The 14,351-nt window shown below is 67.4% G+C and carries 12 protein-coding genes; 9 read left to right on the top strand and 3 right to left on the bottom strand.

What is annotated here, in order from left to right; translation table 11 throughout:
* The first annotated feature begins 41 nt into the window (after nt 1-41).
* Entirely contained in the window at nt 42-647 is a 606-nt protein-coding gene (locus tag LQF09_RS06995; protein ID WP_002923542.1) for a pentapeptide repeat-containing protein, read from the top strand.
* Nucleotides 629-1,084 carry a c-type cytochrome gene (locus LQF09_RS06990; RefSeq protein ID WP_270069550.1) on the top strand — a complete coding sequence of 152 codons (456 nt, stop codon included), beginning with the start codon at nt 629-631 and terminating at the stop codon, nt 1,082-1,084. The genes LQF09_RS06995 and LQF09_RS06990 overlap by 19 nt, the downstream gene beginning before the upstream one ends.
* 122 nt (nt 1,085-1,206) lie before the next feature.
* Here the strand turns inward: LQF09_RS06990 and LQF09_RS06985 are convergent, their stop codons facing one another.
* Nucleotides 1,207-3,000, bottom strand: a complete 1,794-nt coding sequence (locus tag LQF09_RS06985; protein ID WP_443081775.1) for a methanol/ethanol family PQQ-dependent dehydrogenase — start codon at nt 2,998-3,000, stop codon at nt 1,207-1,209.
* A 373-nt stretch (nt 3,001-3,373) separates the two neighbouring features.
* Between LQF09_RS06985 and LQF09_RS06980 the strand changes: the two genes are divergently transcribed.
* Complete coding sequence (locus tag LQF09_RS06980; protein ID WP_002935951.1) at nt 3,374-4,171, top strand: quinoprotein dehydrogenase-associated SoxYZ-like carrier; 798 nt, start codon at nt 3,374-3,376, stop codon at nt 4,169-4,171.
* On the top strand, nt 4,168-5,121 hold the full coding sequence (locus LQF09_RS06975; RefSeq protein WP_270069548.1) for a quinoprotein relay system zinc metallohydrolase 1: 954 nt from the start codon (nt 4,168-4,170) through the stop codon (nt 5,119-5,121). The genes LQF09_RS06980 and LQF09_RS06975 overlap by 4 nt, the downstream gene beginning before the upstream one ends.
* Before the next feature lie 10 nt (nt 5,122-5,131).
* Here the strand turns inward: LQF09_RS06975 and LQF09_RS06970 are convergent, their stop codons facing one another.
* Complete coding sequence (locus tag LQF09_RS06970; protein ID WP_002923529.1) at nt 5,132-5,590, bottom strand: tetratricopeptide repeat protein; 459 nt, start codon at nt 5,588-5,590, stop codon at nt 5,132-5,134.
* Nucleotides 5,591-5,656: 66 nt separating this feature from the next.
* Between LQF09_RS06970 and LQF09_RS06965 the strand changes: the two genes are divergently transcribed.
* Nucleotides 5,657-6,184, top strand: coding sequence for a DUF302 domain-containing protein (locus LQF09_RS06965; protein ID WP_270069547.1), 528 nt, complete (start codon nt 5,657-5,659; stop codon nt 6,182-6,184).
* A 58-nt stretch (nt 6,185-6,242) separates the two neighbouring features.
* Nucleotides 6,243-6,812 carry a cytochrome b/b6 domain-containing protein gene (locus LQF09_RS06960; protein ID WP_270069546.1) on the top strand — a complete coding sequence of 190 codons (570 nt, stop codon included), beginning with the start codon at nt 6,243-6,245 and terminating at the stop codon, nt 6,810-6,812.
* A 33-nt stretch (nt 6,813-6,845) separates the two neighbouring features.
* Here LQF09_RS06960 and LQF09_RS06955 read toward each other — a convergent pair whose 3' ends face one another.
* Nucleotides 6,846-8,894, bottom strand: coding sequence for a sigma-54-dependent Fis family transcriptional regulator (locus LQF09_RS06955; RefSeq protein WP_270069545.1), 2,049 nt, complete (start codon nt 8,892-8,894; stop codon nt 6,846-6,848).
* A gap of 284 nt (nt 8,895-9,178) precedes the next feature.
* Between LQF09_RS06955 and LQF09_RS06950 the strand changes: the two genes are divergently transcribed.
* The 3 genes from LQF09_RS06950 to fdhF are packed head-to-tail and all read left to right on the top strand — an operon-like array spanning nt 9,179 to nt 14,155.
* A complete protein-coding gene (locus tag LQF09_RS06950) occupies nt 9,179-9,511 on the top strand; it encodes a hypothetical protein (protein WP_270069544.1) in 333 nt (110 codons plus the stop codon).
* A gap of 40 nt (nt 9,512-9,551) precedes the next feature.
* Nucleotides 9,552-11,309, top strand: a complete 1,758-nt coding sequence (locus tag LQF09_RS06945) for an NADH-ubiquinone oxidoreductase-F iron-sulfur binding region domain-containing protein (RefSeq protein WP_270069543.1) — start codon at nt 9,552-9,554, stop codon at nt 11,307-11,309.
* Nucleotides 11,306-14,155: a formate dehydrogenase subunit alpha gene (gene fdhF / locus LQF09_RS06940; protein WP_270069542.1), complete on the top strand. Its 2,850-nt coding sequence runs from the start codon at nt 11,306-11,308 to the stop codon at nt 14,153-14,155. The genes LQF09_RS06945 and fdhF overlap by 4 nt, the downstream gene beginning before the upstream one ends.
* Nucleotides 14,156-14,351 lie beyond the last annotated feature (196 nt).

Raw genomic sequence — 14,351 nt, 5'->3', positions numbered from 1 at the left:
GCCTCCTCCCTGGCCCGCGACACCTCACGGATGAACACACCATGAACACGTTCCACACCTGCTATCGGCACGCCCTGCGCTTGCTTCTCGGCTGTGCGGTGCTGCCGGGCGCCCTCATGTCATCGAGCGCTCAGGCCGAACCGGAACCGGTCCATGAGATCAATGGCTGCGGCATCTGGCCCTACACCCGCTGCCCGGGTGCGGACCTGCGCCATGCCGACCTGGTCGGGCGCAATCTTGCCGGCGCAGACCTGCGCGGAGCCAATCTGGTCCGCGCCGATCTGCGCGGCGCCAACCTCGCGGGCGCGAACCTCGATGGCGCAGATCTCAGCGGCGCCCGCCTCAACAAGGTGAACGCCCCGGTCGCCTCCTTCGTCGGTGCGCGCTTCGTGGGCGCCGATCTCGAAGCGGCACGGCTGATGCGCTCCGACTTCACCAATGCCGACCTGAGCGCCGCGCGGCTCGAGATCGCGCGCGCCAACCACGCACGCTTCCGCGGCGCACGCCTGGTCGGCGCCGATCTTCAGGAGGCCAAGTTCCAGAGCGCCGAACTGGACGACGCCGACCTCGACGGCGCGTTGACACGCTTCACCAATTTCAACGAAACCTACATGAAGGGGTGCAACAAATGCCCGCACGACTGGTGAAGACAGGCGGCTGGGCGCACACGCTCCGATTGATCGCTACCCTCTCGGTCGCGGCCCTGATGGCCTGCGCGACGCCGCCGCAACAGCAGGCCGCGGACGAGCCCAAGGCCGAGCGCATCAACCCCGTGCGCGGTCAGGCAGAGGCAATCGCCAGCGGCGAGAAGCACTACGCTCGGCATTGCGCCAGCTGTCATGGCGAAGGCGCCACCAAGCCCGGGCCGGCCGCCGACCTGCGCAACATCGGCCGTACCTGCCGGCGCTTGACGGACCCCGGGCTCCAGCAGCGCTGCCATCTGGACGCAGACGTCTATTTCCTGAAGACGGTCGAGGAAGGCAAGCTCAGGCTCGGCATCCGTCACATGCCGGCCTGGAAGGACCTGATCTCCACCGAAGAGGCGTGGGCAATCCAGGCCTTCATCGAGACGCGCCCGCGATGACGCCCGCAACCCATTCGACGACTGGGCAACGCTCCCGAGTCCGTCCGCAGCAGCGTTCACGGCAAAAGCCCGGCGGCTTGCGCCGCCGGGCTTCTCACCGGCAATGGGAAACGGCCTGCAGCTCAGTTCTTGTGCAGCTTGAACACCCAGACCATGCCACCCTGTTCGAGGAAGTTCACACGCTTGGCAACGTCACCACCCCACAGCGGCACGGCGCCGCCCCAGCCCGACACCACGGCGACGTATTGCTCGCCGTTGTCGTCCCAGGTGACCGGAGGGGCGATCACGCCAGAGCCCGTCTGGAACTGCCAGACTTCCTCGCCGGTCTTGGCGTTGACCGCCTTCAGGTAGCCCTCGGGCGTGCCGTAGAACACCAGGTTGCCGCCGGTGGTCAGCACACCGCCCCACAGCGGCGCGTTGTTCTTCACTTCCCACACGATCTTGCCGTTCACCGGATCGACCGCGCGCATGGCACCAATGTAGTCCTCGTACAGCGGCTTGATGGTGAAGCCTGCGCCCAGGTAGGCAGCGCCGCGCTTGTAGCTCACCGGCTCGTTCCAGATGTCCATGCCCCACTCGTTGGAGGGCACATAGAACAGGCCGGTGTCCGGGCTGAACGCCATCGGCATCTGGTTCTTGCCACCCAGGAAGGACGGCGCGTTGAACACCACCTCGCCCTTGCCGGCATCCTTCACGCTATCCAGGAAGGGGTTGCCGGGGCGCTTCTCGTCGTTCCAGATCGGGCGACCGGTCTCCATGTCGATGCCCTTGGCCCAGTCGATCTGGGTCACGAAGGGGAAGGCATTGAGCAGCTTGCCGGTGGCGCGGTCATTGACGAAGAAGAAGCCGTTGCGGTCGGCCTTGCCGCCCGCCTTGACCAGCTTGCCAGTCTTCGGGTCGTTGTACTCGAACGAGATGAATTCGTTCACACCGTCATAGTCCCAGCCGTCGTGCGGGGTGCTCTGGTAATGCCAGACGATCTTGCCGGTATCGGGGTTGATGGCCACCGTCGCCGCAGAGTAGAGGTTGTCGCCCGGACGCAGCCACGAGTTCCACGGCGCCGGGTTACCGGTGCCCATGAAGATCAGGTTGACGTCAGGGTCGTAGTAGGCGGCCTGCCAGGTGGCGGCGCCACCGGTCTTCCACAGATCGCCCGGCCAGGTCGCGTTGACCGTGCCCGACACCCCGTTCTCGATCGCCTTGCCATCCTTGTCGTAGGTGTAGCCCATGTGGCCTTCGACCACCGGACGCATCCAGATCATCTTGCCGGTGAGCGGGTCACGGGCCTCGACGCGCCCCATCACGCCGAACTCGCCGCCCGACACGCCGGTGATCAGCTTGCCCTTGACGATCTGCGGCGCCGCGGTCATCGAGTAGCCGGCCTTGTAGTCGTCGATGCGCTCACGCCAGACCACGCGGCCAGTGTCCTTGTTGAGCGCCACGAGCTGGGCGTCGAGCGTGCCGAAGATCACGAGGTCGCCATAGATCGCCGCACCGCGGTTGATCACGTCGCAGCAGGGCATGATGCCTTCGGGCAGACGGTGCTCGTACTTCCACAGCTTCGCGCCGGTCTTGACGTCGAGCGCGTAGATCCGGCTGTACGACCCGGTGACGAACATCTTGCCGTCATGGATCAGCGGCTGCGACTGCTGGCCACGCTGCTTCTCGCCACCGAAGGAGAAAGCCCAGGCCGGCACCAGATCGCGCACCGTCTCGGGATTGATCTGCTTGAGCGGGCTGTAGCGCTGACCCTTGGTACCCAGGCCGTGCGTGACGATCTGGTGGGTCAACTCCGCATCCTTCAGGATGTCCTCGTCGGTCACGCCCTTGGCCTGTGCGCTACCGATGCCCGCCAGCGCCACGGTCAGCGCGGTCAGCATCACGGGTAGGGCACGCTGGCGCTTGATTTTGCTCATCATCGACTCCTCCTTGGTGTCTCTCGGACGTATGGTTTATTGATCCACTTCTTCTCCGGCACGGACCCGGACCGGACACATGGACAACTGCAATCGCCATGCCAGCATCGGGGAGGCTCCAAATCACGCGCTCCGGTGTTCCAGCGCCTGCCCAGGCAGCAACGCCGGATGTAACACTTGGGCACAATCGTTGCGCTTCGGAACAGCCCTGCACGCAGCCGGCTGGAGCAGCGCTGCGGCAAAACGCCAGATCAACCGCCCCCGACGACATGAGCGGAGCTTGGCATGACGTTTGCTGCCCGACAGGCACAGAACACGCAACGGGGCGGCCCGGACACCTTCCGGCGCCGCACCCATGCAACGAGGAGACCGCATGATCCGCCACACCCTTGTTCTTGCCGGCCTGTTGTGGGCAGGTACGTTCGCACTCGGCCTGCCATATGCTGTCGCCGCCCCCGCAGGCGAGCAGACGGCGAATGACCCGCTCAACTCACCACGCTGGGGAGACATGGCAAAGGCCTTCTTCGACGGACAGGAGGTCGTGTTCGACCCGCGCATCAGCGTCAGCGGCCCGCTGGTGGCAGAAGATTCGCTCAATGTGCCGATCACGGTCGACGCCAGCGCGCTGCCCGGCGTGGAAGAGATGATCGTCTTCGCCGACTTCAACCCGATTCTCAAGGCCTTGCGCTTCGAGCCCGGTGCGGCGCAGGCGCGGCTCGGCTTCCGCCTCAAGCTGCAGCAATCCTCCCCGGTGAGGGTCGCCGCACGCACGGTGGACGGCGTCTGGCGGGTGGGCGGCGCCTGGGTCACTGCAACCGGCGGCGGCTGCACCCTGCCCTCGGTCGGCTCCGGCTCGCCGGAATGGCAGGAACGCCTCAACGAGGTCAGCGGCCGGTTGTGGGCGCGCATCGATGGCGGCGAGCGCCTGCGCATGCGCGTCATCCACCCCATGGACACCGGGCTCGCGGCCGGCATTCCGGCCTTCCACATCGAGGACATCGTGATCAGCGACGAAAACGGCCGCATCCTCAGCCGCATACAGCCGCTCGAGCCGGTGTCCGAGAACCCCAGCTTCACCATCGACCTGGCCGAGGCGGCAAGCGGCGGAAGGCTCCACGTGAGCGGCCGCGACAACAACGGCAACCGCATCGATGCATGGGTGACACGATGAGGCGCCCTCTTTCGTTCGCCGGCCTGCTGCTGGCCCTGCTCATCGCGCTGCCGCTCGCTGCCCAGCAGCGCAGCAGCTTCGACTACGGCCTCGTCGCACAGGAGATCGCCCCCGGCGCCTACGTCATCGTCGGCCTGCGCGAGGACTTCTCCTTCGACAACGGCGGCAACATCGTCAACACCGGCTTCATCGTCGGTCGCAGCGGGGTCATCGTCATCGATACCGGCCCGTCGCGGCGCTATGGCGAACAGATGCTGGCTGCCATCCGCGCGGTGACACCGCTACCCGTCGTGCTCACGCTCAACACCCACCACCACCCGGACCACTTCCTCGGCAACCAGGCCTTCCCGCAGGACACGCTCGCTGCACTGCCCGAGACGATCGCCGGCATCCGCAGCGAGGGCGAAGGCTTCAACGACAACATGTATCGTCTCAATGGCGACTGGATGCGCGACACCGAAGTGGTCATCCCCGCCCGCGCCCTGAGCGCGGGCAGGCAAGACATCGGCGGGCGTGATGTCGAGTTCCTCGCCCTCGGCGGGCACACCGCGGCGGACCTCGTCGTGGTCGACCACGACAGCGGCACGGTGTACGCCGCCGACCTGCTGTTCAATGGCCGCGCCCCGACCACGCCACATGCCGACATTCCGCGCTGGATCGACGCGCTAGAGCAGCTTGCGCGCCTGCCAGCCCGCCTTTGGGTGCCCGGCCACGGCGATGTCAGCGCCAGCCTCGCCCCCGTGCACGAGACCCGCGACTACCTCGAATGGCTGGCCGGCACAATGCGCGATGCGGCCGAGGCCGGAATGGACATGACCGAAGTCTTCGCGCTCGACATCCCCGCCCGCTTTGCCCAGCTTGCCCTCGTCGACACCGAGTTCCGCCGCTCCGTGGTGCACCTGTTCCCGGCAGCGGAACAGGCCGCCCTGAGCGGCGGCCGGCGCGACTGAGGCGCCGGCGTCAACGCGCATGCCCGGCGTCGAGCGCTTCGAGCCTGCGCGCAGCCTCGGCGTCTCCCGCGCCTGCCGCAAGGGAAAGCCAATGCCGGGCCTGCTCGAGGTCGGCTGCAACAAGGCGGCCGTCGAGATGCAGCAACCCCAGGCGGTACTGCGCCTTCACCGAACCCGCCTCGGCACCACGCCGATAGCGCTCCAGCGCAAGCGCAGCATCCTTCGGTTCGCCCAGTCCGTCCTCGGCCAGGATACCGAGATTGAACCAGGCCTCGGCCACGCCGCGCTCGGCGAGCGCCTGCCAGATGCGGCGCGCACTGTCGTAGTCGGCCATCTTGAACTCGGCATAGGCCTTGTAGAGGCCGATGCTCGGACGCTCGACGAGTTCGGCAAGCTCTGCCTCCCCGACCGCATGTACGACAGAGGACTGGAGCAGCAGCGCCAGGGCAAGACTGGTTCTTGAACGCATTTACTTCGTCTCCGGGCGAAGAAGGCCACATCCGTCAGAAGCAACAAACGCACCTGGAGCAAGAACTTGCCCGACCTGCACAACTCGCCGCCTGCCAGCGCCACAGCAAGCCTGCTCCGGGTCGCACGCCTTGCCATGGCACTTGCCGTGCTCACCCCGGGCCTGGCCGCATGCGCAGACGGCAATGCGGAGGGTATCGTCACCCGCCATTTCGTTGCTGTCGAGTTCGCCGATGCACGAGAGGCACTCGCCGAAGCCATCGCCAACGAGGGCATTGCACGGCCGGTCGAGAGCCATTTCGCCCGCATGCTCGATCGCACCGCGGCCGACCTCGGCCACGCACACGGACTCTATGCAGAGGCCGAGATCCTCACCTTCTGCAGCGCGCCGGTCGCCGCTGCGCTGGTGACCGAGGCAAGGGAGCACATCGCACTCTGCCCACTGTCGATCGCCGTATACACCTTGCGAGAGGGCGAGGCGGCCGCCGTCCTTGCTTACCGTCCGCCTTCGCTGCACGGCGCAGGCGGAGACGCCGCGCGCGCGCTCATGCAGCGCATCGTCTCACGCACTGCTCGACTGCTAGGGCAGGAGTGAGCCTTCGCAAGCAGCGTCCTTGGCGCCGAACACGCACACCAGAGAGGATCGTCCCGGAATGAACACCATGAACAAGACCTATCCGAATCCCTTCGTGGCATCGCACTGGCTACTCGCCCTTCTCGTCATCGCCGCTGCGGCGCTGGGCTGGTACATGGTCGACATCCCGCAGAGGACACCCGAGCGCGCCTACTTCTTCAACCTTCACAAGTCGTTCGGCCTGCTTGCGCTCATCATGATCCTGTTGCTGACGATGCAGCGCAGGCGGTTCTCGCCACCGCCGCTGCCGGCAACGCTCCCGCCCTGGCAGCACCGCGCGGCTGCCTGGGGCCACCTTGCGATGTACCTGCTGTTGCTGGGCTCGGCGTTGAGCGGATATGTGGGAACGAACTTCTCACGCTGGGGAATAGACTTCTTCGGGCTCTTCTCGCTGCCCTCATGGGGTCCCGAAAATCGCGAAGCCTACCAATTCCTGAAGATCGTCCATATCTGGACCACGAACCTGCTTGCCGCCCTGGTCGCCCTTCATGTGGCAGCCGTCATCAAGCACGCCGTTCACTGCGAGGGTGTATTGAGGCGCATGTGGTTCCGGCATCCCGTCCCCGAGCGCTCGGCCGACGCGGAATGAGATGGCAAAAAGCCGGCTGGCCGACACCGAACTTCAGCTCATGCGCCCGAGCTTGCGATAAAGCGTGTTGCGGCTCACGCCCAGCCGGCGTGCAGCGGCCGAGACATTGCCCTTGACTTCCTGCATGACCTTGGCGATCGCTTCGAGCTCGAGTTCATCCAGGCTGCGCGCAACACCGGGCTCGCTCGGCGGCAACACGCCCTCGCTCGGCGCAGGTGACGCGCCGCCATGCTGGGTGGGAACGAACGGCTCGGGTCCGAACAGCTCCTCGGGCAGATGAACCGACTCGATCTCGTCCTCATCATCCTCCAGCAGCGCCGCCGAGACCCGGATCACGCTGTGCAGCTGCCTGATGTTGCCCGGCCAAGGGTAGGTCTCGAAGAAGCGCCGCACCTCGGCGCTGATCGAGATCGCCTCGCGCCCCGAGTCCTGCGCCTCGGCACGCAGCAAGCGGTCAACCAGCGTGCCGACATCGCTACGCTCGCGCAGCGGCGGCAAGGTCACCGTCAGGCCATTGACGCGGTAGTACAGATCCTCGCGAAACTCACCATTCGCCACCGCATCACGCAGCACGCGGTGAGTCGCGCAAACCAGCGAGATATCGACCGGAATCGCCTTCATGCCCCCGACCGGGGTGACGCTGCGTTCCTGCAGCACGCGCAGCAAACGCGTCTGCATGGCCAGCGGCATGTCACCGATCTCGTCCAGGAACAGCGTCCCCCCATGGGCCTGCTGCACCTTGCCAACCGCGCCCTCGCGCCGCGCGCCGGTGAACGCACCGCCAACGTAGCCGAACAGCTCGGACTCGATCAGGTGCTCGGGAATGGCCGCGCAGTTGAGCGGTACGAAGGGGCCGTCCGCTCTCGCGCTCGAGTTGTGGAAAGCGCGCGCAAACAACTCCTTGCCGACACCGGACTCACCCTGGATCAGCAGCGGAATGTCCTTGCCGCCAATCCGCCGGGCGCGGTCGATCGCCCGCTGCAGGCGCTCGTCGCCGGTCGCCAGCGACTCGAGCGTGGGCCCTGCCGCCTCGCTGCGCTCGGCCGCACGCGCCGCCGGCGCTGCCCCGGCCTGGGCGCGCAAGCGTTGCTCAGTCCTTGGCTGGCCACCATCGGCGGCCACGTCGCCCGCTCCCGCCAGCGCGAGCGGCCTGATGCTGCGCAACTGCACGTACAGCTCGCCGCCATTGCGTGTACCGAGGCGGACCAGGGCATTGCCGCTTGACTGCAAACGATCGATGATCGCACCGAAACCGAGCCGGAAAAGCTCATTGAAGCTGCTGCCCGCAGCATCATGTGACTGCGAGGCAAACCATTCCCGCGCCGCCGGATTGGCCCCCAGGATGGTGCCGTCCGGACTGAGCGCAACAAGGCCCTCCTGCAGGCTGCCCACGTACTCCGGCCGCGGATGGCAGGCAATCAGGATGTCCTTGCCGAACTCGGCCTCGAACAGGCGCTTTTCCAGCAGCTGGACCGACAGGCGGACGAGCCCGAGCGTATGGCGCTGCGGGTTGCGGTAGTCGCCCGAGATGTCGAACACACCGGCCATGCGGCCATGGGCGTCGAACACGGGCGACGCGCAACAGGCCAGGAAGATGTTGCGGTCGAGATAGTGTTCGGAGCCGAGAATCTCGACCGGCGCCTTTTCGAGCAGCGCCGTACCCATGCCGTTGGTACCGAGCCGCGCCTCGCTCCAGCACGCGCCGGGCTGCAAGGCGACGCGCTGCGCGCGATCGACGAAGGCCGCATCGCCCAGGCTGTGGATGATCATGCCATCCAGGTCGGCAAGGATGACCATGCTGCCCGAGGAGCGGATCTGCTCGAACACATGCTCCATGACGCCGCTCGCGAGTTCGAGCATGTGCGCACTCTGGTTGCGCGACTCCTCCAGCTGCGCCCGACCCGCCACTTCGATCGAACCGCCGTCGCGGTGGTCCAGGCCCACGTCGCGACAGCGTTCCCACGAGCGCAGGATCAGCGGCGACAGGTACTTGTCGGGCACCACGCCACGCTCGAAAAAATGCTCACGAGCGACAGCAGCCCGATCCTCGCGCGCCACTTTCGTCCGCGGCATAGCGCTCATCGTGTCTTCCTCCGGATGCCCCGTATCGTTGTTGATCGGGTGCAATGCATTGTTATGTTCAAAAAAGTAGCACCTGCCCAACATTGAAGCAAATGTAGATGAGCGGTCCGACGGATCAAGCGGGGCTATCCCGCATCGGCAGGCCGGGCGGCCGCATGCCAAGGCGATCGGGCGCCTGGCACAGGGCTTGCAAACCCTCGCCTGTGAAACACGTCAGCGCTGCTCGCCGCACGCAGGTTCGGCTCGGACGTGAATGCGACCACCCCACCAGGAGGTATCCGATCATGAGCGCTTGCCCCGCACCAACCGACTCGATCCTGCGCCGCCACCACGACCAGCTTGCCGCCATCGCGGGGCTCAGCACACCACCGCAGGACTCGGTGCAGAGGCGCCACTACCAGCAGTTGCTCGCCGCACGGCTCGCCGTGCGCAGCGCCGGCGGCCCAGCCCCCGCAAGCGGTCGCCCCGAACCTGTCCGCCGCCAGCCAAGTGCTGCAGAATCCACCACAGCGCAGGCGCCCCAGGGCCCAAGCGCCCCACCGCCAGCCCGGGCAAGCGCCAACGTCGAACCCAAGGGCTGGTTCGCCAGCGTGCTCGAGCGCATCCTTGGCCGCTGAACACACCCGGCCAGCGCCCTACCAGGACCGATCCACGACGATGACTCGCCCGCATCCTTCCGGCCCAGCCCCCACACCCTCCGCGGCACCAGGCAAGCGCACCCGCGGCACACAGCGTGGCCGCCAGCTCGCACCTGACGCACTGCACGACATCGAGGCCCTGCTGGGCGCAGGCGGCAGAAGCCGGGACATGCTCATCGAGCACCTGCACGCCATCCAGGACGCGTTCGGACATCTGTCGATGGCTCACCTGCGTGCGCTCAGCCACTGGATGGGGTTGCCGATGGCCGCGGTCTACGAGACCGCCTCGTTCTACGCCCACTTCGACATCGTCCGTGACGAGGCGCTTCCGCCCCCCGCCGTCACGATCCGCGTGTGCGATTCGCTGCCATGCCAGCTTGCCGGTGCGCAGGCGCTGCATGCCGCACTCGCGCGCGACCTCGACCCCACGCAGGTGCGCGTGCTGCGGGCCCCCTGCATGGGCCGCTGCGACAGCGCACCGGTCGTCGAGGTCGGCCATCGCCATCTAGGCAACACGACACCGGGCGCAGTGCTCGCCCAGCTCGCCGGGGGCGAACTTCACCCCGCGCCCATCGCATGGCAGGGGCTCGAGGCCTACCGCCGCGAGGGCGGATACGCACTGCTCGCCAAGGCCAGAGACGGGGCGGTGTCGGTCGATCAGCTCGGCGCCATGCTCGAGCACGCCGGCCTGCGCGGTCTCGGTGGCGCCGGCTTTCCCACCTTCAGGAAATGGGCCTTCGTGCGCGCCGAACCTGCGCCACGCTACATGGTGATCAACGCCGACGAGGGCGAGCCCGGCACCTTCAAGGACCGCCATTACCTGGAACAGGCGCCCCACCGTTTTCTGGAAGGCGCGCTCGTCAGCGCGTGGGCGGTCGATGCCGCTGCGCTCTACATCTACCTGCGCGACGAATACCCCGGCCTGCACGCGGTACTGCGCGCGGCGATCGCCGAGGCCGAGGCCGCCGGCTTCGCCGAACCGGGCTACATCGTGCTGCGCCGCGGCGCCGGCGCCTACATCTGCGGCGAGGAATCCGCACTCATCGAATCACTCGAGGGCAAGCCAGGCAAGCCGCGCCACCGCCCGCCCTTCGTCGCGCAAAAAGGCCTGTTCGACCGTCCGACGCTGGTGAACAACGTCGAGACCGTGTACTGGATCCCGCTGCTGTGGCAGCACGGCGCCGACTGGTTCGCCAGCCAGGGCCGCCACGGCCGCCACGGCCTGCGCAGCTTCTCGGTGTCGGGCCGGGTGATGAAGCCCGGCGTGCATCTGGCGCCGGCGGGAATCACGCTTCAGGAGCTCATCGACGAATACTGCGGCGGCATGCTCGCAGGCCACCGCCTGCTGGCCTACCTGCCCGGCGGGGCCTCCGGCGGCATCCTGCCGGCGAGCAAGGCCGACATCCCGCTCGACTTCGACACCCTGCAGCCACACGGCTGCTTCATCGGCTCGGCCGCCATCGTGGTGATTTCGGACCAGGACGACCTGCGTGCGGTGGCGAAGAACCTGATGGCCTTCTTCGCCGACGAGTCCTGTGGCCAATGCACGCCCTGTCGCGTGGGCACCGAGAAGATGCTCGGCCTGCTCGAACGCGACGATTGGGACACCGAGCAGCTCCAGCGCCTTGCCCAGGTCATGCAGGACGCCTCGATCTGCGGCCTCGGCCAGGCCGCGCCCAACCCGGTCACCAGCCTGCTGCGCTTCTTCCCGGCCGAACTGGCAGAACAGGGCATCCGCCTGCGGCCCGCGGCCGTCAATACGGAATCCGCTTCATGAGCACACTTGCCTCCTCGCCCTCCGGCGCTCCCGTTTCCTCCTTGACTGCCACGCTGGACGCCTTCGAGATCACCCTCGACGGCGTCCGCGTGCAGGCTTTTTCGGGCGAGACGCTGTGGCAGGTCGCCAAGCGCGCGGGCGAACGCGTCCCGCACCTGTGCTTCAAGGACGCACCCGGCTATCGCGCCGACGGCAACTGCCGCGCCTGCATGGTCGAGATCGAGGGCGAGCGCACCCTGGCCGCGAGCTGTATCCGCCAGGCCACGCCTGGCATGGTGGTACGAAGCGCAAGCTCGGAACGGGCACGCACTGCGCGCGAAGGCGTCATGGCGCTGCTGCTCGCCGACCAGCCGCCGCGCGCCGACAGCCCCGACCGCGCCAGCCACTTCTGGGAGATGGTCGACCTGATGGCGCTCGACATCGATGCGCCCGACACGCTGCACAGACAGCTGCCGCAGCGCCGCACGGCGCCCACGCCGCCCGACACCTCGCACACCGCGATGCACGTGAATCTTGACGCCTGCATCGCCTGCAACCTGTGCGTGCGCGCCTGCCGCGAGGTGCAGGTGAATGACGTCATCGGCCTCGCCCACCGTGGCGCAGCCTCGAAGGTCGTGTTCGACTTCGACGACCCGATGGGCGACAGCACCTGCGTGGCCTGTGGCGAATGCGTGCAGGCCTGCCCCACCGGTGCGCTGATGCCCGCCCGCATCGTCGACGCGAACGGCCGCGGCGACTCCGCCTGCGCCGACCGCAAGGTGGATTCGGTCTGCCCTTATTGCGGCGTCGGCTGCCAGCTCACCTACCACGTCAAGCAGGACAGGATCGTCTTCGTCGAAGGCCGCAACGGGCCGTCGAACGAGAACCGTCTGTGCGTAAAGGGCCGCTTCGGCTTCGACTACCCCAACCACCCCTCCCGCCTCACCGTGCCGCTGATCCGCCGCGAAGGCGTACCTAAGGGCCTCGACCCGGACTTCGACCCTGCCAAGCCATTCAGTCACTTCCGCGCCGCGAGCTGGGACGAGGCGCTGGACCTTGCCGCTGCCGGCCTGCGCCGCCTGCGCGACACCCACGGCCCCGACGCGCTCGCCGGCTTCGGTAGCGCCAAGTGCTCGAACGAGGAAGCCTGGCTGTTCCAGAAGCTGGTGCGCACCGGTTTCCGCTCCAATCATGTCGACCACTGCACGCGGCTATGCCACGCCAGCTCGGTCGCCGCGCTGATCGAATGCATCGGCTCTGGCGCGGTCACCGCCTCCTTCATGCAGGCACAGCAGGCCGACGTCGTCATCCTCACCGGCTGCAACCCGACGGTTAACCACCCGGTGGCCGCCACCTATTTCAAGCAGGCGGCCAAGCGCGGCACCAAGCTCATCGTGCTCGACCCGCGCGGCATCACCATGGGCGCCTACGCCCACCGCATGGTTCGCTTCACCCCGGGCAGCGACGTGTCGCTGTTCAACGCCATGCTCAACGTCATCGTCACCGAACAGCTCTACGACGAGGACTACATCGCCGCCCACACCGAAGGCTTCGAGGCGCTCAAGGCCCACGTCGCACCGATGACACCCGAGGCCATGTCGCCCGCCTGCGGCGTCGCTGCCGAAGAGATCCGCGACATCGCCCGCCTGTACGCCAAGGCTGAGCGCGCGATGATCTTCTGGGGCATGGGCATCTCGCAGCACACCCACGGCACCGACAACGCCCGCGGCCTGATCTCGCTCGCGCTTGCCACCGGCCACATCGGCCGCCCCGGCACCGGCCTGCACCCGCTGCGCGGCCAGAACAACGTGCAGGGGGCATCGGACGCCGGCCTCATCCCGATGGTCTTCCCCGACTACCAGCCCGTGGGCAATGCGCAGATCCGCGCCGCCTTCGAGGAGCTGTGGAACACGCCGCTGCATGACAAGCCCGGCCTCACCGTGGTCGAGATCATGCACGCCATCCATGCCGGCACCATCCGCGGCATGTACATCCAGGGCGAGAACCCGGCCATGTCCGACCCCGACCTCTCCCATGCGCGCGGCGCGCTGGCCATGCTCGAGCATCTGGTCGTGCAGGACCTCTTCGTCACCGAAACCGCACAGTTCGCCGACGTCATCCTGCCGGCCTCGGCCTGGGCCGAGAAGGACGGCACCGTCACCAACACCAACCGCCAGGTACAGATGGGCCGTGCCGCCGTGCCCCTGCCCGGAGACGCCCGCCCCGACTGGTGGATCATCCAGGAAATCGCCCGCCGCCTTGGCCTCGACTGGCACTACACCCACCCGCGCGACGTCTTCGCCGAGATGAAACGCGGCATGCACTCGCTCGACCACATCAGCTGGGAGCGGCTGGACGCGGAGCAATCCGTCACCTACCCCTGCCCCGCCGACGACGCCCCCGGCCTGGACGTGGTCTTCGGCGACCGCTTCCCCACCGCCAGCGGCCGCGCCCGCTTCCGCCCCACCGTGCCACTGCCGCCCGACGAGCCGATCGACGACGCCTGGCCCACCGTGCTCATCACCGGCCGCCAGCTCGAACACTGGCACACCGGCTCCATGACCCGACGCGCCGCCGTACTCGACGCACTCGAGCCGGCCGCCGTGGCAACGCTCGCCCCCGGCGAACTCGCCCGCCTCGGCCTCGAACCCGGCGAACCGCTCGCCATCGAGACCCGCCGCGGCAGCATCACGCTCACCGCGCGCACAGACCCGCTGATGCCCGAGGGCATGGTCTTCGTGCCCTTCTGCTACGTGGAAGCGGCGGCCAACATGCTGACCAACCCCGCGCTCGATCCCTACGGGAAAATTCCGGAGTTCAAGTACGCGGCGTGCAGGCTCTCTGCATGCAAGCCCGCACGGGTCTGAGCCGGCACAATGCAAGGGCCGATCGACAGCGGGCAGGCCCCTTCGATCGGCCTTTTCTTCTGGACTCCAGGCTGACAAATTTTGATGCAAATCGTGAAATCGTTCCTATGATTGAAGGGTAATCACGTCCCGCAGGCCTTCGGCCGCCACGCTGCACCTGCGTCGAGACGTGGTCCACCAACACCCGCAACGGAGC

It is taken from the genome of Thauera sp. WB-2, from assembly GCF_027594845.1.
Classification (GTDB): domain Bacteria; phylum Pseudomonadota; class Gammaproteobacteria; order Burkholderiales; family Rhodocyclaceae; genus Thauera; species Thauera mechernichensis.
This window is presented reverse-complemented; position numbering and strand designations above follow the sequence as displayed.